Origin of the sequence: Mammaliicoccus sp. RAM2 (assembly GCF_045897195.1) — a bacterium.
Lineage (GTDB): Bacteria > Bacillota > Bacilli > Staphylococcales > Staphylococcaceae > Mammaliicoccus > Mammaliicoccus sciuri.
On the sequence record NZ_JBJNWI010000002.1, the window covers coordinates 100,239 to 122,737 of the forward strand.

At 32.6% G+C, this 22,499-nt stretch carries 19 protein-coding genes and 1 other RNA gene; 2 read left to right on the forward strand and 18 right to left on the reverse strand.

Going from position 1 to position 22,499, the window contains the following annotated elements:
• Positions 1 to 12: 12 nt before the first annotated feature.
• The 12 genes from ACJTHF_RS03725 to sal(A) form a co-directional block, all read right to left on the reverse strand.
• Complete coding sequence (locus ACJTHF_RS03725) at positions 13 to 936, reverse strand: peptidase U32 family protein (RefSeq protein ID WP_078355866.1); 924 nt, start codon at positions 934 to 936, stop codon at positions 13 to 15.
• Positions 936 to 1,577: an O-methyltransferase gene (locus tag ACJTHF_RS03730; protein WP_048539664.1), complete on the reverse strand. Its 642-nt coding sequence runs from the start codon at positions 1,575 to 1,577 to the stop codon at positions 936 to 938. The genes ACJTHF_RS03725 and ACJTHF_RS03730 overlap by 1 nt, the downstream gene beginning before the upstream one ends.
• 319 nt (positions 1,578 to 1,896) lie before the next feature.
• Positions 1,897 to 3,012, reverse strand: a complete 1,116-nt coding sequence (gene mltG / locus ACJTHF_RS03735; protein WP_078355867.1) for an endolytic transglycosylase MltG — start codon at positions 3,010 to 3,012, stop codon at positions 1,897 to 1,899.
• 79 nt (positions 3,013 to 3,091) lie between these two features.
• On the reverse strand, positions 3,092 to 3,397 hold the full coding sequence (locus ACJTHF_RS03740) for a DUF1292 domain-containing protein (RefSeq protein ID WP_025904237.1): 306 nt from the start codon (positions 3,395 to 3,397) through the stop codon (positions 3,092 to 3,094).
• A gap of 19 nt (positions 3,398 to 3,416) precedes the next feature.
• Complete coding sequence (ruvX, locus tag ACJTHF_RS03745; protein WP_232157143.1) at positions 3,417 to 3,845, reverse strand: Holliday junction resolvase RuvX; 429 nt, start codon at positions 3,843 to 3,845, stop codon at positions 3,417 to 3,419.
• On the reverse strand, positions 3,838 to 4,107 hold the full coding sequence (locus tag ACJTHF_RS03750) for an IreB family regulatory phosphoprotein (RefSeq protein ID WP_037588397.1): 270 nt from the start codon (positions 4,105 to 4,107) through the stop codon (positions 3,838 to 3,840). The genes ruvX and ACJTHF_RS03750 overlap by 8 nt, the downstream gene beginning before the upstream one ends.
• Positions 4,108 to 4,174: 67 nt before the next feature.
• Complete coding sequence (gene alaS / locus ACJTHF_RS03755) at positions 4,175 to 6,805, reverse strand: alanine--tRNA ligase (RefSeq protein ID WP_078355868.1); 2,631 nt, start codon at positions 6,803 to 6,805, stop codon at positions 4,175 to 4,177.
• 249 nt (positions 6,806 to 7,054) lie between these two features.
• Positions 7,055 to 9,445, reverse strand: coding sequence for an ATP-dependent RecD-like DNA helicase (locus ACJTHF_RS03760; protein ID WP_058592259.1), 2,391 nt, complete (start codon positions 9,443 to 9,445; stop codon positions 7,055 to 7,057).
• Between the two features lie 2 nt (positions 9,446 to 9,447).
• The gene (locus ACJTHF_RS03765; protein WP_078355869.1) at positions 9,448 to 10,116 is read right to left on the reverse strand and encodes a tetratricopeptide repeat protein; all 669 of its coding nucleotides are present in this window, start codon (positions 10,114 to 10,116) and stop codon (positions 9,448 to 9,450) included.
• A gap of 86 nt (positions 10,117 to 10,202) precedes the next feature.
• Entirely contained in the window at positions 10,203 to 11,312 is a 1,110-nt protein-coding gene (gene mnmA / locus ACJTHF_RS03770; protein WP_048539659.1) for a tRNA 2-thiouridine(34) synthase MnmA, read from the reverse strand.
• Positions 11,305 to 12,453: a cysteine desulfurase family protein gene (locus ACJTHF_RS03775; RefSeq protein ID WP_078355870.1), complete on the reverse strand. Its 1,149-nt coding sequence runs from the start codon at positions 12,451 to 12,453 to the stop codon at positions 11,305 to 11,307. The genes mnmA and ACJTHF_RS03775 overlap by 8 nt, the downstream gene beginning before the upstream one ends.
• A gap of 59 nt (positions 12,454 to 12,512) precedes the next feature.
• The gene (sal(A), locus tag ACJTHF_RS03780; protein ID WP_078355871.1) at positions 12,513 to 14,138 is read right to left on the reverse strand and encodes an ABC-F type ribosomal protection protein Sal(A); all 1,626 of its coding nucleotides are present in this window, start codon (positions 14,136 to 14,138) and stop codon (positions 12,513 to 12,515) included.
• 318 nt (positions 14,139 to 14,456) lie between these two features.
• On the opposite strand from sal(A), the gene ACJTHF_RS03785 reads away from it, so the two are divergent.
• Positions 14,457 to 15,467, forward strand: coding sequence for an LLM class flavin-dependent oxidoreductase (locus ACJTHF_RS03785; protein WP_078355872.1), 1,011 nt, complete (start codon positions 14,457 to 14,459; stop codon positions 15,465 to 15,467).
• A gap of 45 nt (positions 15,468 to 15,512) precedes the next feature.
• On the opposite strand, the gene ACJTHF_RS03790 is transcribed toward ACJTHF_RS03785, so the two are convergent.
• Together ACJTHF_RS03790 and cymR are read right to left on the reverse strand one after the other, a co-directional pair.
• On the reverse strand, positions 15,513 to 16,247 hold the full coding sequence (locus ACJTHF_RS03790) for a trypsin-like serine peptidase (protein ID WP_058592089.1): 735 nt from the start codon (positions 16,245 to 16,247) through the stop codon (positions 15,513 to 15,515).
• Between the two features lie 215 nt (positions 16,248 to 16,462).
• Entirely contained in the window at positions 16,463 to 16,882 is a 420-nt protein-coding gene (cymR, locus tag ACJTHF_RS03795; RefSeq protein WP_025904248.1) for a cysteine metabolism transcriptional regulator CymR, read from the reverse strand.
• 89 nt (positions 16,883 to 16,971) lie between these two features.
• Here cymR and ACJTHF_RS03800 point away from each other — a divergent pair, with 89 nt between their 5' ends.
• Positions 16,972 to 18,234, forward strand: a complete 1,263-nt coding sequence (locus ACJTHF_RS03800; protein ID WP_048539654.1) for a replication-associated recombination protein A — start codon at positions 16,972 to 16,974, stop codon at positions 18,232 to 18,234.
• Positions 18,235 to 18,278: 44 nt separating this feature from the next.
• Here the strand turns inward: ACJTHF_RS03800 and ACJTHF_RS03805 are convergent, their stop codons facing one another.
• The 4 genes from ACJTHF_RS03805 to hisS form a co-directional block, all read right to left on the reverse strand.
• Positions 18,279 to 19,046, reverse strand: a complete 768-nt coding sequence (locus ACJTHF_RS03805) for a ThiF family adenylyltransferase (RefSeq protein ID WP_078355873.1) — start codon at positions 19,044 to 19,046, stop codon at positions 18,279 to 18,281.
• 53 nt (positions 19,047 to 19,099) lie between these two features.
• A non-coding RNA gene (gene ssrS, locus ACJTHF_RS03810) (6S RNA) lies at positions 19,100 to 19,292 on the reverse strand.
• 57 nt (positions 19,293 to 19,349) lie between these two features.
• On the reverse strand, positions 19,350 to 21,122 hold the full coding sequence (gene aspS, locus ACJTHF_RS03815; RefSeq protein ID WP_106417757.1) for an aspartate--tRNA ligase: 1,773 nt from the start codon (positions 21,120 to 21,122) through the stop codon (positions 19,350 to 19,352).
• Positions 21,122 to 22,387 (reverse strand): histidine--tRNA ligase, encoded by a 1,266-nt coding sequence (gene hisS / locus ACJTHF_RS03820; protein ID WP_058592086.1) that lies wholly within the window; start codon positions 22,385 to 22,387, stop codon positions 21,122 to 21,124. Before hisS ends, aspS begins: the two co-directional genes overlap by 1 nt.
• Positions 22,388 to 22,499: the final 112 nt, after the last annotated feature.

The following is a 22,499-nucleotide window of genomic DNA, read 5'->3' on the forward strand; positions in this document are numbered from 1 at the left end:
CTTTAATATAACTTAATAAACTGTTTGTTTGAACATAAATCCTTGATCCATTGGACGATGATCTTTTTGAACCTCTTCAATTGGTTCTACTAACATAAATTTTTCATCTTCATATAACTCTGGATCTTCGTTATATAAGTCGATCGCTTGTCTATATTGCTCAGTCGCGATATTAATATATTCTTCTGTTTGAAGGACGCCATCTATCTTAAACGCATCAATTTGTGCTTCTAGTAAGTCCTCTAAGTCTTCGATTAAGCAAATATCATTCGGACTCATAATGTGGGTACCATTATAATCTTCATAAATTGGATATTTATTACTTCTTTCTTCATCATATAAAAGCATGTCTTTATTTTCTTTACGGTTTTCAATTTTCATGACTTTATCTTGATACATAAAGTAATTACCAAGTAACTTTCTTTTAGACTGGAACATACAAGTCATGCCGTGTACTTGAACTTCTATTTCGACATTACTTTTTCCTTTAATTTCTAGTACTTCTTCAATACTTAACTCACGAGCCAACACCGCTCTAGCTGAACCTCTATCACCCCAATAATTACATTGAAAATGATTTGTCACGATTGTTTCAGCATTCCAATTTAAAGGTATAGGATTCTCACGATTTTTCATTGCCATAACGACTGCTGGATCGCCAAAAATTATTCTATCTGCTTTTAACTCATGTAACAGATCTATATAAGACTCCAAATCATCAATATGTTCATTATGGAAAATACCATTTACCGCTACGTATGCTTTTTTACCATGATCATGGATTAGCTTAATAGCTTCACGAAGTTCTGGCTCTTTAAATTCACCAGCAAGTCTTAATCCAAATTTTTCTTCACCAATGACAAATGCATCAGCACCTAATTTGATTAATTGTTCAATATGTTCAACGGACTTAGGTGTCACGAGTAATTCTGTCATTACAATTTCTCCTTTTTAGAAATGGCCATTCCATCACCAATATTTATCAATGTCGTTTTATATTTGTCATGATTCATTAACCAATCATTATATTTTTGAACTTTTTTAACCATTTGTTTGACGTTTCTGTTTCTGACAATTTCTATATCACTTACAAAACCATGGTATAAAATATTGTCTGTAATAATGATGCCGTCATCTTTAAGCAGTGGTTCATAAAGTTCAAAAAACTTTTGTGATTGTGCTTTAGCAGCATCAATAAAAATCATATCAAATGACTGGTCGGTTGGTAATAATTCAAAAGCTTCTAATGCATCGGAAAAGATAACATTTATTTGGCTTTCATAACCAAAGTCTTTAATATTTGAAATAGCTTGTTCATACATTTCTTCTTTTCTTTCAATCGTCCACACATTAATACTCGGATCACATGAAGCAAAATGCATCGCGCTATATCCAATTGCCGTTCCAATCTCTAGAATACTTTTCACATCTTTAATTCTAATTAATTGTTTTACAAACTCTGTGGAGATTTTATCCATTATTGGAACATTATATTGTTCAGCATAATGCCTTAATTCATCGATATTTGATGAATTTTGAAACAACAATTGTTCGATATATTCTATATCTTTTTCCATGTCATTACTTCCTTACACTCGAATATAATAAAAAACCCAACTAGTCTCCTGACTAGTTAGTATGTATCAGTCATATCTACAATATGATTTCATAAACATTAGATATTTTACCATATTTTCGAATAAAAAGTAAGTATATATATAAACAAGGGAGCGAGACAGAAATCTAATTTGTATAAAAAGATTTCGTAGTCCCGCCCCGGCAAGGATGACTAGAGTTGAAAAAAGCTTGTTACAAGCGCATTTCGGATTCAGTCAGCTACTGCCAAAATGCTAAAAGAGACTGAAACATTACATTATGTCCCAGACTCTTGTTATATTATTTATCTCGATTCTTTTCCTGTTCTTTTAAGTTCTCTGCAAATAATATTTTACCCTTTTTGGTTGTTGTATAGTAAAAATAATCTGTTTCTGGAGGGTTAACTGTTGTTCTAGCTGTTTCATCAGATATATTACATATTGGACCTATAGGTAATCCTTTATGTGCATATGTGTTATATTTTGAATCATTTTTATAATCTTTATCTGATAATGCTTCAGTTGTCTCTTTTTTATTCGCATATCTTACTGTCGCATCAGAATTCAAAGCAATTTGTGGATTGTTTTCAATTCTGTTTAAAAGCAATGAAATATATCTCGATTTATCTGTCACGTTTTTCATTTCTGATTCTACAATAGATGATAATGTTAAATACTCATGGAAAGTAATCTTCTTTTCTTCATAGTTAGTCGTATATTTAAAGCCACCGTTTTCTTTATATATTTTATAAGTTGTATGGTATGTTTCATTCAACATTTCATTTGTAACGTCATCAATCGTCACATCTTTTTTTGAAAACTGATACGTACTTGGTGCTAAATACCCTTCTAATGGGTATCTTAAGTTTTTATTTAATACTTCGTCCGTTAACATATCGGGATATTTTTTTTGATATTTTTTCACAAAATCTTGATCTCTCATTTTCTTCAAAAAGCTTTCGCGACTAATAGAAGTATTCTCTTCTAAAATACCTGCAATTAATTCTATATTCGAACCTTCTTTTATATCATATTGTACTGCTGTTTTTAAATATACTTTGCCAGTTTCTAAACTTTTCGCAATATCTCTAGGTGACATTGAAGGAGAAAACTTATATTCCCCAGCTTGAAAACTAGAAATATTATTGAGTTTCAAATAATATTTGAAAATAGTAGCATTTCTAATTATTTTTTTATCGGATAACTCTTGGCTTAACATTTCAGTATTTGTGTTTGGATTAACATTGACAATAACTTGCTCATTGCTATCGGCGTTAACAGGTTTCACATTAATACCTACTACAATTAAGCCTATTAAAGTAATTAATATAAGTAATAAAAAGAGGATGCTTATGATTGTTAAACTAATATACTTAGATAATAATCTCGCATCTTTATATATACTATTTTTTTCCATATGTAACTCCTTATGTAAAATAAATACCCCTAATGATTATATCACATTAGGGGTAAAGTGTACTATTACATATTAAATTTTAAACATCGTCCATTTCAGTATTAACGATTTCTTCAATCATATCCCACTCTTCGTCAGTTTCAACTGGTAATAATTTACCACCTTCACCGTCGTCATTAGCTTCATTGATCATTGGTATTAATTCGATTTCTTCATCATCTGCTGTACCTTCTTCAGCTAAGATGATGTATTCTTTTTTGAATTCTGGGTGATAGAATTCTAATACTTTACGGTATAAGACTTCATTATTATTTTCGTCTATTAATGTTAATAATTCTTCCTCATTGTTAATTTCTAAATGTCCTTCGTGATTATGTTCAGTCATTATTCATTCTCCTCATCAATTATTTAATAGAATCTAGGTAACCCTGTAATATAAATACAGCTGCCATTTTGTCTATTACTTTTTTTCTTTTCTTTCGAGAAACATCTGCTTCTAATAATGTGCGTTCAGCACCAACTGTACTTAGTCTTTCATCCCACATTACCATTTTTAATTCTGGTCTTTCTTGTTGAAGTAAATCTTTGAATTGAATGGATGCCTCTCCGCGAGGACCAATAGAATTGTTCATATTTTTTGGCAATCCTATAATGACAGTATCAACATCATATTCATCAATGATTATTAAAAGTTGATCAATTCCAAAATCTTCGTTTTCTTCGTTAATGCGGAGTGTATCTATACCTTGAGCTGTCCAACCCATCGCATCACTTACAGCTACACCTATTGTTTTACTACCAACGTCTAAACCTATTATCCTGTTTTTAAGCATTGAATTCATTTTCTTGCTTTAAATAGTGTGATACAAGCTCTTCCATAATATCATCTCTATCTAAACGTCTTATTTGATTTCTTGCTTCGTTGTGTCTAGGTATATAAGCTGGATCGCCAGAAAGTAAATAACCGACTATTTGATTTACTGGATTATAGCCTCTTTCTTCTAAAGTTCGATAAACATTTTGTAGTACTGTTTTGACATTTTCTTTTGGAAAATCATCATAGTTAAATTTCATAGTTTTATCAAAATTATTCATCTTTATTTACACTCCCTAACTCCATTAACTTAATATTAATTATATCATATTCTAATTACACGTAAAATTATAGCGTTTTAATGTAGTCTTTAACAAACTGTAATGCTTCTGTTACTTTAGATGGATCTGTTCCGCCGCCTTGAGCCATATCAGGGCGACCGCCACCTTTACCGTTTGTAATTTGAGCAGCTTCTCTAATAATGTCTCCAGCTTTAACTTTATCCGTTAAATCTTTTGGTACTGAAGAAACTAGTGAAACTTTATCTCCATTGACACTAGCTAATAATAGAACTGTATCTTGCATTTTAGATTTATAATCATCCATGATGGATCTTAATACTTTTGGATTTTCAGCTTCAACTAATTGTGAAAGTACTTTAATGCCATTAATTTCTTCAACACTATCTTCAATATTACCTGATTTTAATTCAGTAATTGTTTTGTTCTTTTGTTGAACTTCTTTTTCTAAGTCTTTATTATGTTGTTGAATTTGTTCGATTTTTTCAATTGTTCTTGCTTGGTCCTTAATTTTGACATGTTGCATAACATCTTTAAGGATTGTTTCAGTTTCTTTTAATGTTTCATATGCTTTTCTACCTGTTACAGCTTCGATTCTTCGAACACCTGCACCTGTACCTGATTCTGAAACAATTTTGAAGATACCAATTTCACTTGTGTTACGTACGTGTATACCACCACATAACTCAATTGAGTATGATGACATTTCAACAACTCTTACAACATCACCATATTTTTCTCCGAATAATGCCATAGCGCCTTTTTCTTTAGCTTGTTCTATTGGCATTTCTTCGATTACTACAGGAATGTTTTGCCAAATTTTTTCGTTAACAATTTTTTCGATTGTTTCTAATTCTTCTTGTGTAACTTGGCCAAAGTGTGAGAAGTCAAATCGTAATCTATCACTTTCAACTAATGAACCGGCTTGATTAACATGCGTACCTAAAACTTCTTTTAAAGCTGCATGTAATAAGTGAGTTGCTGAGTGGTTTTTGATAATTGATTTACGATCATCTTTATTAACAATAGCTTCTACAGTTTCACCAACATGAACTTGTCCAAATGTCACATGTCCAGCATGTAAATTTTGACCATTAGGTGCTTTTATAACTTCTGTCACTTCAATTTCAAATTGATCATGACGAATTATACCTTTATCCGCTACTTGACCACCTGATACTGCATAAAATGGTGTTTCTCTTAAAATAAATTGGATGTTTTCTCCACTTTCAACTTCATCAACTAATTCACCATTAAATATAATATCTGTAATTTCTGTTTGTGCTTCTGTTACGTCATAGCCAACGAATTTACTTGGTGTATTGATGCTGCCAAGCACTTCATTTTGAACTTGCATTGATTGCGTCTTTTGACGTGCAGCTCTCGCTCTTTCACGTTGTTGATGCATTTCATGTTCAAAACCTTTATTGTCAATTGTAATGCCTTCTTGTGCAGTGATTTCTTCAGTTAGCTCGATTGGGAAACCATACGTATCATATAATTTAAATGCATCTGATCCAGATAATACATTACCTTGCTGCTTAGCTGATACCATCATTGTGTTTAAAATTGCTAAACCTTCTTCAAGTGTTTCATGGAAACGTTCTTCTTCAGATTTTACAACTTTTTTAATGAAATCACTTTGTGCTTTTACATTTGGGTAATAAGGTTCCATAATATCTGCTACGATATCAACTAATTTATATAAGAATGGTTCGTTAATATTAAGTGTTTGACTAAAACGAACAGCTCTTCTAAGTAACCTTCTTAGTACGTATCCTCTACCTTCATTTGCAGGTAACGCACCGTCACCAATCGCAAAACTGATTGTTCTAATATGGTCTGAAATAACTTTAAATGCGATATCTTGTTCTTTATTCTCTAAGTATTTTAATCCACTAACCGCTTCGACTTGTTCGATAATTGGAATAAATAAGTCTGTATCATAGTTCGTTGGCACATCTTGAGAAATAGATGTCATACGCTCAAGACCCATGCCTGTATCAATATTTTGATTTGGAAGTGGTGTATAAGTATGGTCAGCGTTATGGTTAAATTCACTAAATACTAAATTCCACACTTCTAAATAACGTTCATTTTCTCCACCTGGATACATTTCTTCAGCTGGATCTTCTTTCCCATATGTGTCGCCTCTGTCGTAGAATATTTCAGTGTTAGGTCCAGATGGTCCTTCACCGATATCCCAGAAGTTACCTTCGATTCTAATAATTCTACTTTCTTCAAGTCCAATCAAGTCATGCCATAAATCATATGCTTCCGTATCTTCAGGATGAATCGTTACATATAATTTTTCTGGATCCATTGCCATCCATTTATCACTCGTTAAAAATTCCCAAGCATATTCAATTGCTTCACGTTTAAAGTAATCACCAATTGAAAAGTTTCCTAACATTTCAAAGAATGTATGGTGTCTTGCAGTAAAACCAACATTTTCAATATCATTTGTTCTAATTGCTTTTTGAGCATTTACAATTTTAGGATTTTTAGGGATTTCTCGACCATCAAAATATTTTTTTAATGTCGCAACACCTGAGTTTATCCATAATAAAGTATCGTCATCAATCGGCACTAAAGGTGCAGATGGTTCAACCATATGTCCTTTTTCAACAAAAAAGTCAATATACATTTGTCTGATTTCACTAGCTTTTAATTTTTTCATTGTCTTCACTCCTCAATTAAAATAAAAAAACGCCCATCCCCTAAAAAAGGGACGAACGTATCGCGGTACCACCCTAGTTATGACTATAAGTCATCACTTTAAGTTTATTAAAATTTTATAAAAGAAGTAGCGTTCAATAATCATTGTCATGTTTCTCACCAACCAACATGTCTCTAAAACAATTAATTATTTACTCGGTTTCTTTTTTGTATTCTATTTGATTATAATCACTCGATTTTTAGATGTCAATTATTTCATAAAATCATATGGCGATTTATCATTCATATTAATCATCGGATCGATTTCAAACATATTATCTTCAGTTAAAATAATATGTTTCGTTTGTATAGTTTCTGTTTCAGACTCAGTATCCGTTTCAACATCAGTATCGAAATACATTTTTAATTTCGTATCAAACGATGTCATTCTCTCATGACCTAGTGTTTGGATACCTTGGTTAAAGGCTTGCTCTTCACCGCACACGACAAGTGACTGTTTCGCACGTGTTAGTCCAGTATATAGAATGTTTTTTTGTAACATTCTAAAGTATTGTCTGACGATAGGCATGATGACTATTGGGAATTCCGAGCCTTGTGATTTATGAATTGAACAGCAATAAGCATGTGTAATTTCTGATAAATCTTGTTTAGTGTATGTTATGTCATTCCCTTCATAATCCACAATGACAACATCTTTACCAAGTGCATTTTCTTCTGCTTTATAAACACCTGTTACTACACCAATATCACCATTAAATACATTATCATCTGGACGATTTATAAGTTGAAGTACTTTATCATTTTCACGATATTCAACATCTCCATATTGAAGGAATCTTGTATCTTTATCTTTCGGATTTAATATATCTTGCAATAATTCATTCAATTTATTAATACCAGCTGGTCCACGATATATTGGGGCTAGCACTTGAATATCTTGCATATTATAACCTTTATTAACCGCACCTTGTACAACCTTTTCTACGACTGTCGCAATTTGATTACTACTGCACGGAATAAATGAGCGGTCGTGATGTTTTTCATTGATAGAAACAGGCAATCCATTTTTTATTTTATGCGCCAAGTCTATGATGGATGATCCTTCTTGTTGTCTATAAACTTCTGTTAAGTTCACTCTCGGTATCACTTTAGAATCAATTAAATCTTTAAAAATCTGACCTGGACCAACTGATGGTAATTGATCTTCATCACCTACAAATATGATTTGGGCATAGTCAGGGACTGCTCTTAAAAATTGATACATTAACCATGTATCTACCATAGACATTTCATCTAGAATGATTAAATGGGCATGAATATCATTATCTAACACATCATCCGGTTGCGTATCTTTACTCCAACCAATTAATCTATGAATCGTCATCGCTTCTAGTCCTGTTGATTCACTTAAACGTTTTGCTGCTCGACCAGTCGGTGCTGCTAATACAATTGGAAAGTCTGTTCCTTCTTGATAATCATCATAATTTAAACTCACACCATGTATTTCAGAATACAACTCACAAATGCCTCGAATAACTGTTGTCTTACCTGTTCCAGGTCCACCTGTTAAAAGCATCATTTTATGATTAATGGCTGTTTCTAACGCTAATTTTTGTCCATCTGCATATGAAACATCATTCATATCTTCAATTTGACCAATGTGTAATTGAAGATCACTTTTCTCAATTTCTTTAAGTTCATCTTGATGTTGATAAAGTCTATGAATGATTTGCACACTTTTCGCTTCTGAATAATAAAGTGAAGGTAAAAAACAATTATCATTTTCGATAATAAGTTTATTTTCCTCACTCATTTCTATAATGACACCATTAATCTGATCTTTATTTACAACTTCAGGTTGATTATGATTTAACAATTCATATGCACCGTTAACCAATATATCAACAGGTAAAAATGTGTGGCCATTTTGTAATGATTGCTGGTCTAAAAAGTAACTGACACCCGCTACAAGTCGATCATGATGATCTTTTGAAATTCCAACTTGTTCGGCTATTTGGTCAGCTCTTTGAAACCCTATACCATTTATATCCATCACCAAACGATATGGAGATTGTTTAATAATATTAAGTGTTTCTTCTTTATAAAATTGATAAATAGCCATCGCAAGTTTTGGACCGAAACCAAGTTCATTAAGTTTAATCATAATACGTTCAATGGCTTGATTCTCACGTATTGATTCTGCAATCGTATCTCTTTTTTGCTTGTTGAGTTTAGGTATTTCTTTAAGGACATCTGGGTCATCTATAATTTTCTGAAGTGCATCTTCACCTAGTTTGTCCACGATTGTTTCTGCTGTTTTCTTACCAATACCTTTAAATAAATCACTCGATAAGTAATGGATAACACCTTGTTTTGTTTGTGGTAATTCTTTTTCAAATGTTTCGGCTTGTAGTTGTTTACCGTATTTCGGATGGTTTGTCACTTTACCTTTGAAAAGGTACGTTTCTCCTTCAACTATTTGAGGTAAGTAACCAACAATTGTGACTTCTTGATCAAAATCTTCATTTGAATCCATCACATCGACTTTAATAACGGTATAATAGTTATCACTGTTTTGAAAAAGAATTCTAATAACTTCACCTTTAACATGTGAAAGATCAAATAAAGATAAGTTTTCCAATGTTAGTCCTCCTCTTCTAATAATTGTTCAAACATGTTGATAGCATGACCACTTAATAAATGATCTGGTTGAATGTGGACCGCTTTTCTAAAATAAACAAGCGCTTCTTCAGCATTTTCATTTTTCATATATTTAGCCAAACCTAAATTGTATAATGCGTCTACATGTTTTGAATCTTTTTCTAATACTTTTTCAAGTTGCACAATGGCCTCATCAAACATTTCTAATTGGCATAATGTTAATCCGTATTGGAATCCAATTTCTACATCATCTTCATTTAGCTCATGAGCTCTCATTAAATACGGCAAAGCTTCAGTATACGCACCTAATTCGTTGAAACTCATTCCTAACATAAAATTAGTATCAGCATCATTAAGCTCTCTTTTTATCGCATGTTGATATAACTTAATTGCTTCTTCAAAACGCTGTTGGTTGTAGTATAAATTTGCAAGACTATAATAAGCACCACCATGACTTTCGTTTATAGTAATGGCCTTTTGAAAGAATTTCTCAGCTCTTTCAATATCATTTGCTTCTGCTAATATTGTCCCTGCATTGATATAATTGGTTACTTCTTTCGGATCTTCTTCTATATTTTCAAATAAATGGGACAATGCTTCGTCGAATTTTTTATTTTGAATTAATTTAACAATTTGTTCTTCACTATGCATGTTGTGACTCCTTTAAATATCATTACTTGCTATTATAACAAAAATAAAAATAGACTGAGACATAAATTTATCTCAGTCTATATATTTTATACCATATAATCTAATTGCTTTTCTGTTTTATAAACTTCATCGATTGTTGCGCCACCTAAACAAACTTCACCGTCATATAATACGACAGCTTGACCAGGTGTAATTGCACGCACTGGTTCGTCAAATATCACTTTAATTTGATTGTCAGAAATTTTTTCTACAGTTACTTGTGTATCTTTTTGTCTATATCTAAATTTCGCTGAACATTTCACCGGTTGTGAAAAATCAAGATCATTTACAAATGAAATATCAGAAGCGATTAAATAGTCACTATATAATGCTTCGTGGTGGAAACCTTGTTCAACATATAGAATGTTTTCTTTTAAGTTTTTACCAACTACAAACCAAGGATCTCCGTCTCCACCTATACCAAGACCATGTCTTTGCCCAATTGTATAATACATTAAGCCACTATGTTCACCCATGTCAACACCGTCTAATGTTTGCATTTTACCATTTTGAGCAGGTAAGTATTGAGATAAGAATGTTTTAAAGTTTTTCTCACCAATAAAACAAATACCAGTAGAGTCTTTCTTTTTAGCAGTTGCTAAGTTTTGTTCTTCAGCAATTCTTCTTACTTCACTTTTTTCTAACTCACCAATTGGGAACATCACTTTAGACAATTGATCTTTTGTAAGTTGATTCAAGAAATAAGTTTGGTCTTTGTTGTTATCTACACCACGTAGCATTTCCACTTTATCACCATCACGATTGACACGTGCATAATGACCTGTAGCAACATAGTCCGCACCAAGTTTAAGTGCATGATTTAAAAATGCTTTAAATTTAATTTCTTTATTACACATTACATCTGGGTTAGGTGTTCTACCTTTTTTATATTCGTCTAAGAAATACGTAAATACTTTATCCCAATATTCTTGTTCAAAGTTAACTGCATAATAAGGTATATCTAATTGGTTACATACTTCAATGACATCATTATAGTCTTCAGTAGCTGTACATACACCATTTTCATCTGTGTCATCCCAATTTTTCATAAAAATTCCAACTACATCATAACCTTGTTCTTTTAATATATGTGCAGTTACCGAGCTATCTACGCCCCCGCTCATCCCAACGACAACGCGGGTAGATTGATTATTCATTTTCTTCCTCCTTAAATTGTTGGTATATTTTCATTATCGTACTTACGATATAATTAATTTCTTCTTCAGTCGTTAATGAGCTGAAACTAAATCTTACAGATTGATTCACTCTATTATCTTCACCAAACATCGCCTCTAGTACGTGTGATGGTAATGTTGAACCGGCTGTACATGCTGATCCACTTGAAACATATATATTTGCCATATCAAGTAACGTTAACATCGTTTCAACTTCAATAAATGGGAAATATAAATTTGTGATATGACCAGTCGTATCTGTCATACTACCATTCAATTCAAACGGAATTGCACGTTGTTGCAAGCCTACTATGAGCTTTTCTTTCAAGTTCATTAAATGGATATTACTTTCATTCATGTGTTCATAAGCGTCTTTCAGTGCTGTTGCCATACCACATATATATGGAACATTCTCTGTACCCGCTCTTCGCTTTACTTCTTGTTCGCCACCTTGTATAAACGTTTCGAACTGAACACCTTGTTTAACCAACAATGCACCTATTCCTTTTGGCCCGCCAAATTTATGCGCAGTTATACTTAACAAATCAACTGGCATTTCATCGAATTCAATTGGCATATGACCGATAGCTTGAACAGCATCAACATGAAATACGATATCCGTATTTTCTATGACTTCTGCAATATCATACATAGGTTGAACTGTGCCGACTTCATTATTCACTAACATAATTGACACTAATGTCGTATCAGGTCGAATTGCTTGTCTCAGAGTATCAATATCGACAATACCTTCTGAATTTACATCTATATACGAAACATCGAAACCTTCACGTTCAAGTTCTTCAAAGACATGCAATACAGAATGATGCTCTATTCTACTCGTTATAATATGTTGACCTATATGTTTTCGTTTTCGTGCTATACCTTTTATTGCTGTATTATTAGACTCTGTTGCCCCACTAGTAAAAATAACTTCTTGAGGACTCGCACCTAATAATGTAGCAATCTCTCGTCTTGATTGATCTAAATACTTTCTACCGTCTCTCCCTATTGAATGAATAGATGACGGGTTACCAAAGTGTTCAGATAATATTTCTGTTATTTTTTCAGTTACAACGGGCTTAACTGGAGTAGTTGCTGCATAATCTGCATATACTTTCATGTTGAACGTCCTTTCTTAGTTTTCAATGTACCTATTCTAGCACCATTTTTATGAAAAGACTAGAACTCTGTTTCACGATTTCTTTCATCTGTATATTGTTCTAATTCTTTTAATTGATGTTTCATAGATTCTGTATTAATTGGATCTTTGACTTGAACATTTTCATGCGTCATTTGATGTTTTTTTATCGTCCATATTTGATCTTTAATTTGTGATTTAAAATAATCATCATGAGATACAATAAGGACCGAACCTTGAAATGATTGTATTAATTGAATGATTTTTTCTTGCATGCCAATATCGAAATAGTTTGTTGGCTCATCTAATATCATAATATGAGGATTTGAAAAATATAATTTTACAAATTGTAACCTACATTTTTCACCCATCGATAGTGTTTCAACAACATCATTTATCCTATCTTTATCAAAATAAAAGCTTGCTAATATGGTTCTTGCATCTGCTTCTTTCATTTCAGGAATTTCTAATATTTCGTCTAAGACAGTATGATGCATATTTAAATTCTCAAAATCTTGAGAGAAATATCCAATTTCTAATTCTGGATGAACAGTTATATCACCTTTAGTTGGCTCGAGTTCACCGAGTATCAATTTGATTAAAGTTGATTTACCTGTACCATTTCTGCCTTCAACAATAACATTTTGATTTCGCTTAATATAGAATGATACATCATCGAATATTTTTCGGTTATCATAAGCAAACGAAACATGATTAAATTGAAATAAATAATGTGATTTAAAATTATGATGTTGTATTGAGAAAGTTTTCTCTTTTTTATGTGGGTTAGCCATATTCTCTTGATCAAGTTTACGATTTAATTGTTGTTCTTTTGATTTAAACCGTTTCGCTAACTTACTTAATTGTTTTTGTTGATATGGGCTTCTCACAGAAGCACTTTGTTCTGCTTTTTGATACCATTCTTTATATTTTTTAATCGTTTCTTCAATGGCCGCTTGTTCTTTTTGTTGTTTTTCATACTGTAGCTTTAATGTTTCATGCTCTATATCTTTTTGTTGTTTGTATTTATCGTATTTACCGATATACTTCTTAGCCCCATCAAGACTCAATTCTAATATAGCATCTGGCGTTTCATTTAAAAATGTTCGGTCATGGGATACAAATAATATAGCACGTTGTTCTTGTTTAAAAGCTTTCGTCAACCATTCCTTCATTTCTAAATCCATGTGGTTTGTTGGTTCATCGATTAATAGTAATGATGCCTTAGACATTTTCACTTTTAAAAATGATACTTTTGTCTGTTCTCCACCACTTAAAGTAGAAATTTTCTGTTCTAGTTGTTCCTCTTTTATTCCGAGCTTTTTTGCTTCTGTTACGATTTCACCTTCTATAATGTACCCATCTAATTCAATATATTTATTAATCATATCTGTATGATTAAGTTGCAATCTAATCTTTGCGATTTCAGGATATGATTCAATTATATAATCCATAACAGTCCAATCATAATAAGGTGTTAAATCTTGTTCCATCATCGCTGAATCAACTGATTGATCTTGATGAATGACTTTTAATAATGTTGATTTTCCAACACCATTAACACCAACGATTGCTAAATGTTCATGGTCCTCTATTGAAAAAGTCAACTCGGGTATTAATACTTTACGTTCAACTTCTAATGCTTTTTCTTCAAATAAAAATAGCATAATGTAGCCTCCTCTACCCATGTATTACACATGAAGACGCACCATTACACTATTCTCAGTTTGTAACGGCAACATCATATTATAGACATACTTATCCAATCATCATTGTGCAACACAATGGTTTTTTTTACGTTATTTTCTATTAGCGCAAAAAATTATTGGATATCCATGCCTAATATTGATGCCACCTCTCTGTAAATTTGCATTTATTATAACTTTTAGTAACACAATAGTCAAATGTTGTTGAGCAATTAAATAGTACAACATAAATACAGTTGATATACTTCCAATATATAATTATGTAAGGAGCGTCACAAAATGAAATCAAAATTCCCAGTTTCTGCATTAAATCTAGTTCCACTTAGAAAAGGTGAAACGGAGCAAGATGCCATTAAGAATATGGTATCACTCGCTCAAAATGTAGAAAAATTAGGCTATGAACGTTATTGGATTGCTGAACATCATAATGCACCAAATTTAGTGAGTTCTGCAACTGCTTTACTCATTCAACATACACTTGAACATACAGAGTCTATTCAAGTAGGTTCTGGCGGCATCATGTTGCCTAACCATGCACCTCTTATTGTTGCTGAGCAATTTGGAACAATGGCTACAATGTTTCCAAATAGATTAAATCTTGGCTTAGGGCGAGCACCAGGTACGGATATGATGACCGCTTCTGCACTAAGAAGAGATTCACATAAAGGTGTATATACTTTTGGTGATGATATTAAACAATTACTACAATATTTTGGTCCTGAAGAACAACAATCATATGTAAGACCATATCCAGGTGTAGATACAAACATTCCGATTTATGTGTTAGGTTCTTCAACGGACTCTGCACATTTAGCTGCTCGATTAGGTTTACCATACGTCTTTGCAGCACACTTTGCACCAGATCAAATGTCTCAAGCAATCGAAACATATAGAGACTTATTTGAGCCATCAGAATATTTAAATGAACCTTATATGGCCGTTTGTTTAAATGTTATTGTCGGGAAAACTGACGAAGAAGCGACATATTTATCTTCAACAATGCACTTAATGTTTTTAAGCATTGTAAGAAATGCGCGCATGCCATTACAACCACCTACTGATCAACTTGAAAACATTTGGTCTCCACAGGAAAAATATATGGCACAATCTAAAACAAACACTTCTTTCATAGGTAGTGAAGAAACTGTAAAACAACAATTGATAGATTTCCAAAAGAAATACAATGTCGATGAAATTATGGCGGTAAGCTATATTTATGATTTAGATAAACAATATCAATCATATGAATCATTCAAGAAAATTGTAGATGATGTATACGGGGAAGCATAAAAAAACGATCATAAAGTGATAACTTATCACTTTATGATCGTTTTTTTATTTTAAATTACTTTGTATAAATTGTTGAACACTTCTGTTAAAAAGCACGCCACTGTTATGGCTATCTGGTACGCCACCATAATGTAAACCAATAACTTGGCTATTTGAATTAAAGATTGGTGAACCTGAATTACCACCATAAGTACTTAAGTCGTAAGATACGTCACTACCTGAAGCAGATAATACATTACCTTTACTTTCCCATAATGTCGCGATAGGTTTATCTCCTGGATAACCTGTTACCGTAATGTCATCTCCTTTTTTAACTGAAGATGTATCAGCGATTGTTGCTGCTTGAACAGCGTCACCAATAGATTGACCATTACTATTTTTACCGACTGTAACAACTGCTAAATCTTCACCGCCTGGCGCTACTTTATAATCAGTTGCTGTAAATGTACCAGCTGGGAAATTCCCATCGCCATTTGCTCCTGGTGAGAATTTTAATACAGAAGCATCACCATTAGTAGCATCTACAACGTGTTTATTTGTAAGAACGGTATTTTTACCGACAACAACACCTGATGCAATTGATGTACCTCCGATATCAGCGAATGCAATAGATTGATAATGTGCAGACGTTGTATTCGTAATTTGTGTACGATCATTTTTAGGTAATATAACTCTAGATGACGGACCATCTGTCTTTGCGTTAACTTCAAACGGTAATGCTATGAAACTTAATAATAAAACTGCTACTACACTTAATATGTATCGTTTTAAATTTTTCATATACTCTCCCCTTTGTTGTAGTGTACAACTATCTTAATATGAAAGTTACATCGAAGGGGAATATTACACTACTTAGCACATATTCATGCTTAACTGTTAAAATAACGGAATATTTTGTGCAGTTAGGCATGAATTCAATACAGTTAAGCAATAAAAAATAAGATAGCAATCTCCAATACTCGTCTTGAAGGTTGCTATCCAATTTAATTTGTGAACTAGATATAGAACATATATCCTTCTAGTTCATCTTCATTTGTATAATTTGCTAAGTATTCTAGTGTTGTATTATCTAGAACTTCTTTTACAGCATCTCTAATACGAATCCACAATTGTTGTTGTGCAGGTGGCTCGTCTTCTATACCTTCAACAGGTGTAATTGGCCCTTCTAACAATCTAATCACATCACCAGCCGTAATTTCTGATGGTGCTTTTTGTAATTGATAGCCCCCTTTGGCACCTCTTACACTTTTAATAAGACCAGCATTACGTAGTGGTCCTACTAATTGTTCTAAATATAAATCACTTAAATTATTTTCTTCAGCGATTGACTTTAAAGATGTACATCCTTGACCATAACGCTTAGTCAACGATATCATAAGTGTTAAGCCATATCGTCCTTTAGTAGAAATTTTCATGTACTACACCTCTTATTTTCTAAAAAAATATTATTAATTCATTTTATCATTTTTTGTACACTTTGAGTAATTAGAAAGGTTGATTCCAAATGAAAAACGAACCATTAGCTTATAGAATGCGTCCTCAAACGATAGATGATGTTATAAGCCAAGAACATTTAGTCGGTCCAAAAGCCATTATTAGAAGAATGGTTAACACTAAAAAGTTAACTTCTATGATTTTTTATGGACCTCCGGGAATTGGAAAAACGAGTATCGCCCAAGCTATCGCCGGGAGTACTCAATATAAATTTAGACAACTTAATGCTGTCACTAACACTAAAAAGGATATGCAACTTGTTGTTGAAGAAGCCAAAATGTCTGGACAAGTTATACTTTTACTAGACGAAATTCATCGATTAGATAAGGCAAAACAAGATTTCTTATTACCTCATTTAGAATCAGGCAAAATTGTACTTATTGGTGCAACGACGTCAAACCCATACCATGCTATCAATCCAGCTATACGAAGCAGAACGCAAATTTTTGAACTATATCCTCTAAACGAAGAAGATATTTTAATTGCTTTAAACAGAGCGATTGAAGATAAAGAAAATGGATTAGCCTCATATGCCCCTATTGTAGACAAAGACGCGTTAGAATATTTTGCAAAAGCAAGTTACGGTGATGTGAGAAGTGCATTAAATGCGCTAGAACTTGCTGTACTCAGTGCTGATATTCAAGATGATAAACGTCACGTCACAATTGAAGATGCGCAAGTTTGTATTCAAAAGAACGCTTTCCAACACGATAAAGATGGTGATCAACATTATGATGTTATGAGTGCATTCCAAAAATCTATTAGAGGTAGTGATGTCGACGCAGCGCTACATTATTTAGCTAGATTAATTGAAGCGGGAGATTTGCCAACTATTGCAAGACGCCTTCTTGTGATTAGCTATGAAGACATCGGTTTAGCTTCTCCGGGTGCTGCAGCTAGAACATTATCTGCTATTGAAGCGAGTGAACGACTTGGCTTTCCAGAAGCCCGTATACCTTTAAGCCAAGCAGTCATCGAACTTTGTTTATCACCTAAATCTAATTCAGCAATTGTATCTATTGATGAAGCTCTTTCAGACATTAGAAAAGGTAAAGCTGGTTTAGTTCCGAAACATTTGAAAGATGGACACTATCAAGGTGCAAAAGAATTAGGAAATGCAATTGGTTATAAATACCCACATAATTATGAAAACGGATATGTAGAACAACAATATTTACCTGATACTTTAAAAGGCAAACAATATTATCAACCTAAGCTTACATCTAAATCTGAACAAAAATTAGCAGAAATATATCGCAACTTAAAAAAATGAGGCTGGACGTATCCAGTCTCATTTTTTATTATCAAAGCTGCTAGCTATTTATCTTTGATTCTTTTTACTGGGATATCTTTCAAAATATCATTCACAACATAGCTTGCACAAATTAACCCAACAACGCTTGGTACAAAAGCATTAGATGATGGTGGCATTTGCGCCTTTCTAACTTTTGCGTTTTTATCGCCTACAACTTCTTTTACATCTTCTCTTATCATAATAGGACTTTCATCACTAAATACAACATTAATACCTTTATGAATACCCATTTTTCTTAATTTTAGACGTATTATTTTTGCCATAGGATCTGTATGTGTTTTAGAAATATCAGCTATTTCAAATTTAGTAGGGTCTGTTTTGTTTGCAGCACCCATACTTGAGATAACATCGATACCTCTTTCTAAACATTCTTTCATAAGATGAACTTTATACATGATTGTATCACTAGCATCTACAAAATAATCAATGCCGTATTCATTAAATAAAGCTTCGTAAGTTTCTTCAGTATAGAACATATGCAATGAAGTGACTTTACAATCAGGATTAATTAATTTAATACGCTCTTCCATTAAATCTACTTTTGATTGACCAATTGTTGTTGTTAAAGCATGTAATTGTCTATTTACATTTGTGATATCTACATCATCTTTATCTATTAATATGATATGACCAATATTAGTTCTCGCTAATGCTTCAGCAGCAAATGAACCTACACCGCCTACACCTAGGACAACTACTGTTTTACTTTTTAATAAATCTAAGCCTTCTTTACCAATCGCTAATTCATTTCTTGAAAATTGATGCTTCATCATTATTTACTCCTTTACACAAAAATACGCAAGACATAAAGTCTTGCGTACCGATAGAATCCAATTGTGCCGTAATATTAAGTGCTAGATCATTTTGGCCTGCTATATACAGGTGGGTGCCCTGTTTCTTATTTTGCATGTCCTCCTTACGAGGCGTATGCGCTATTAAGAAAACCAATTAGGCTCCCTTGATCAAAAGTGTTAGGTCAAAATATAAAAAGCTTATTACGAACACTTCAGATGACTACCTTATAAATTTATTCTATCATAATTCTTCTAAATAACAAGTATTTATACTTTTAATTATTTTTCATCTAAATCAAGTTGCAAATGTAATTCATGTAACTGGCTCGTAGATACTTCACTTGGTGCATCCGTTAATAGACAAGAAGCACTTGCTGTTTTAGGGAATGCAATTGTATCTCTTAAGTTTGTTCTACCTGACAATAACATAACTAATCTATCTAGACCTAATGCAATTCCGCCATGTGGTGGTGCACCATATTTGAACGCTTCAATTAAGAATCCAAATTGTTCTTGTGCTTGTTCTTCTGTAAATCCAAGGGCTTTAAACATTTTTTCTTGAAGTTCTGATTTATGAATTCTAATAGATCCTCCACCTAATTCAAAACCATTTAAAACAATATCATACGCATTGGCTTCAACATTTGTTGGATCATTTTCAAGCATTTCTTCATGTTCTTTTTTAGGTGCAGTAAATGGATGATGCGCTGCAACATAACGTTCTGATTCTTCATCGTATTCAAATAATGGCCAATCTGTTACCCATAAGAAATTATATTTATTTGGATCAATTAAACCACGATCTTTACCAAGTTTATTTCTTAACTGCGCTAAACTTGCTGCTACGACATCTTTTTTATCTGCTATAAATAATACTAAGTCTCCAGCTTTAGCTTCAGTTTGGTTTAATAATTCAGCAGTAATGTCTTCATCAAAGAATTTACTAATCGGACCATTTAAGCCTTCTTCTGTTACTTTAACCCACGCTAAACCTTTAGCACCATAAATACTTGCAAATGATTGTAATTGGTCGATATCTTTTCTAGAGTAGTCAGCCGCACCATCTTCAACAACGATTGCTTTAACTTCTCCACCATTTTCAACTGTAGATTTAAATACTTTAAAGTCCATTTTTGAAGCAAGTTCTGATAAGTTAATCAGTTCCATACCAAATCTTGTATCTGGTTTATCAATTCCGTATCTTTCCATTGCTTCAGAGTATGTCATACGTGGAAATGGTGTTGTAATATCAATACCTTTTACATCTTTCATGATGCGTTTCATAAGACCTTCATTCATTTTGATAACGTCTTCTTGATCAACAAAGCTCATCTCGATATCGATTTGCGTAAATTCAGGTTGTCTATCCGCTCTTAAATCTTCGTCTCTAAAACATTTAACGATTTGATAGTATTTATCAAATCCACCAATCATTAATAATTGTTTAAATATTTGTGGAGATTGAGGTAAAGCATAGAACTCTCCATCATGTACACGAGATGGTACTAAATAGTCTCTTGCACCTTCTGGTGTAGATTTAGTTAATACAGGTGTTTCTACTTCGTAAAACTCACCTTCATCTAAGTAATTTCTTACTGCACGTGTAATTTGATGTCTCATTTTAAATGTTTGAGCTAAACTTTCTCTTCTTAAGTCGATATAACGATATTTTAATCGTACATTTTCGTCAATATCATTCATATCTGTTATTGAAAATGGCGGTGTTTCAGATTCATTTAAAATTGTAATTTCAGAAACTTGTACTTCGACTTTACCAGTCTTGATTTTGTCATTAATTGATTTTTCATCTCTTTTAGTTACTAAACCTTTAACTTGAATGACATATTCAGAACGGATTTTCTCAGCAACACTTAAAGCTTCTTGAGAGAAATCTGGGTTAAAAACGATTTGTACAACGCCTTCGCGGTCACGTAAATCAACAAATATTAAACCACCTAAGTCACGTCTTTTTTGTACCCAACCATTTAAAGTAACCGTTTGACCAATATATTCTTCAGTTATTTTACCAGCATATGTTGTTCTTTTTTCCATTATGATTCCACCTTTAAATAATTCTCTAATTCTGATAATGAAACAAGTGTCTTTTCACCAGTTTCCATATTCTTAACTTCTACTTCTTGTTTTTCTAATTCATTTTCACCTAATACAATCGTGTATCTCGCATTTAATCTATCCGCTTGTTTCATTTGACCTTTTAATTTACGTTGTAAATAGTCTTTATCACAACTAATACCAGCCATTCTTAATTGATTGATTAATTGAACTGAAAGTCTATCCGCTTCTTCACCCATTGTCGCGATAAATAAGTCGATTGAATCTTCTTCTTCGATTTCAATACCTTCAGCTTCAAGTGCTAGTAGCAAACGTTCAATACTTAATGCAAAACCTATACCTGTTTCTTTTGGACCATCAAGTAATTCTAGTAAGCCGTTATATCTACCGCCACCACATAAAGTAGTAATAGCACCAAATCCTTCAGCATTACTCATCACTTCGAATGCTGTGTGAGTGTAATAATCTAAACCACGCACTAAATTCGTATCTATTTCATACTCGATACCAAGTTCGTCTAATAAACTTTTAACCTCTTCGAAATATTGTTTAGAATAGTCATTTAAGTATTCCGTAATTTTAGGTGCATTTTTAACAGCTTCTTTATCACGGTCTACTTTACAATCCAATATACGCATTGGATTTGTGTGTAATCTACTTTGACAATCGCTACAGAAAGTATCAATTACTGGTTCAAAATGCGCTTGTAATGCTTTCGTGTAATCAGCTCTTGATTCTGCATCACCAATACTATTGATGACTAATTTTAAGTCTTTCAATCCGAAAGATTTGTAAATGTGTACGAGCATTGAAATAATTTCAACATCAATAGAAGGATTTTCTGATCCAATCGCTTCTACACCAAATTGAACAAATTGACGATAACGCCCTTTTTGTTTTCTTTCATATCGGAACATTGGACCATTGTAATAAAGTTTTACAGGTTGATTTGGTTCACCTTGCATTTTGTTTTCGATGTAACTTCTAACAACACCTGCAGTACCTTCAGGTCGTAATGTAATGCTTCTATCACCTTTATCTTTAAAAGTGTACATTTCTTTTTGTACAACATCTGTTGAATCACCAACACCTCTACTAAAAAGTTCAGTACTTTCAAATATTGGTGTTCTAATTTCTTTATAATTATATATTCTCATTAACTCATGTAATTTGTTCTCAATGTATTGCCATTTATAAGTATCTTTTGGTAATAAATCTTGTGTACCACGTGGTATATTAATCATAATATTTCCTCCTTTAAAATATAAAAAGTCCCTTGTATGCATATACATACAAGGGACGAATTATCCGTGTTGCCACCCTAATTAGTATTTAATGATTCATTAAATACTCACT

Excerpts from the sequence above, each read along its gene's own strand:
- ACJTHF_RS03725 (WP_078355866.1), bottom strand. The coding sequence starts at position 936 with ATGACAGAATTACTCGTGACACCTAAGTCCGTTGAACATATTGAACAA.
- ACJTHF_RS03730 (WP_048539664.1), bottom strand. The coding sequence starts at position 1,577 with ATGGAAAAAGATATAGAATATATCGAACAATTGTTGTTTCAAAATTCA.
- mltG (WP_078355867.1), bottom strand. The coding sequence starts at position 3,012 with ATGGAAAAAAATAGTATATATAAAGATGCGAGATTATTATCTAAGTAT.
- ACJTHF_RS03740 (WP_025904237.1), bottom strand. The coding sequence starts at position 3,397 with ATGACTGAACATAATCACGAAGGACATTTAGAAATTAACAATGAGGAA.
- ruvX (WP_232157143.1), bottom strand. The coding sequence starts at position 3,845 with ATGCTTAAAAACAGGATAATAGGTTTAGACGTTGGTAGTAAAACAATA.
- ACJTHF_RS03750 (WP_037588397.1), bottom strand. The coding sequence starts at position 4,107 with ATGAATAATTTTGATAAAACTATGAAATTTAACTATGATGATTTTCCA.
- alaS (WP_078355868.1), bottom strand. The coding sequence starts at position 6,805 with ATGAAAAAATTAAAAGCTAGTGAAATCAGACAAATGTATATTGACTTT.
- ACJTHF_RS03765 (WP_078355869.1), bottom strand. The coding sequence starts at position 10,116 with ATGCATAGTGAAGAACAAATTGTTAAATTAATTCAAAATAAAAAATTC.
- mnmA (WP_048539659.1), bottom strand. The coding sequence starts at position 11,312 with ATGAATAATCAATCTACCCGCGTTGTCGTTGGGATGAGCGGGGGCGTA.
- ACJTHF_RS03775 (WP_078355870.1), bottom strand. The coding sequence starts at position 12,453 with ATGAAAGTATATGCAGATTATGCAGCAACTACTCCAGTTAAGCCCGTT.
- ACJTHF_RS03785 (WP_078355872.1), top strand. The coding sequence starts at position 14,457 with ATGAAATCAAAATTCCCAGTTTCTGCATTAAATCTAGTTCCACTTAGA.
- ACJTHF_RS03790 (WP_058592089.1), bottom strand. The coding sequence starts at position 16,247 with ATGAAAAATTTAAAACGATACATATTAAGTGTAGTAGCAGTTTTATTA.
- cymR (WP_025904248.1), bottom strand. The coding sequence starts at position 16,882 with ATGAAAATTTCTACTAAAGGACGATATGGCTTAACACTTATGATATCG.
- ACJTHF_RS03800 (WP_048539654.1), top strand. The coding sequence starts at position 16,972 with ATGAAAAACGAACCATTAGCTTATAGAATGCGTCCTCAAACGATAGAT.
- ACJTHF_RS03805 (WP_078355873.1), bottom strand. The coding sequence starts at position 19,046 with ATGAAGCATCAATTTTCAAGAAATGAATTAGCGATTGGTAAAGAAGGC.
- aspS (WP_106417757.1), bottom strand. The coding sequence starts at position 21,122 with ATGGAAAAAAGAACAACATATGCTGGTAAAATAACTGAAGAATATATT.
- hisS (WP_058592086.1), bottom strand. The coding sequence starts at position 22,387 with ATGATTAATATACCACGTGGTACACAAGATTTATTACCAAAAGATACT.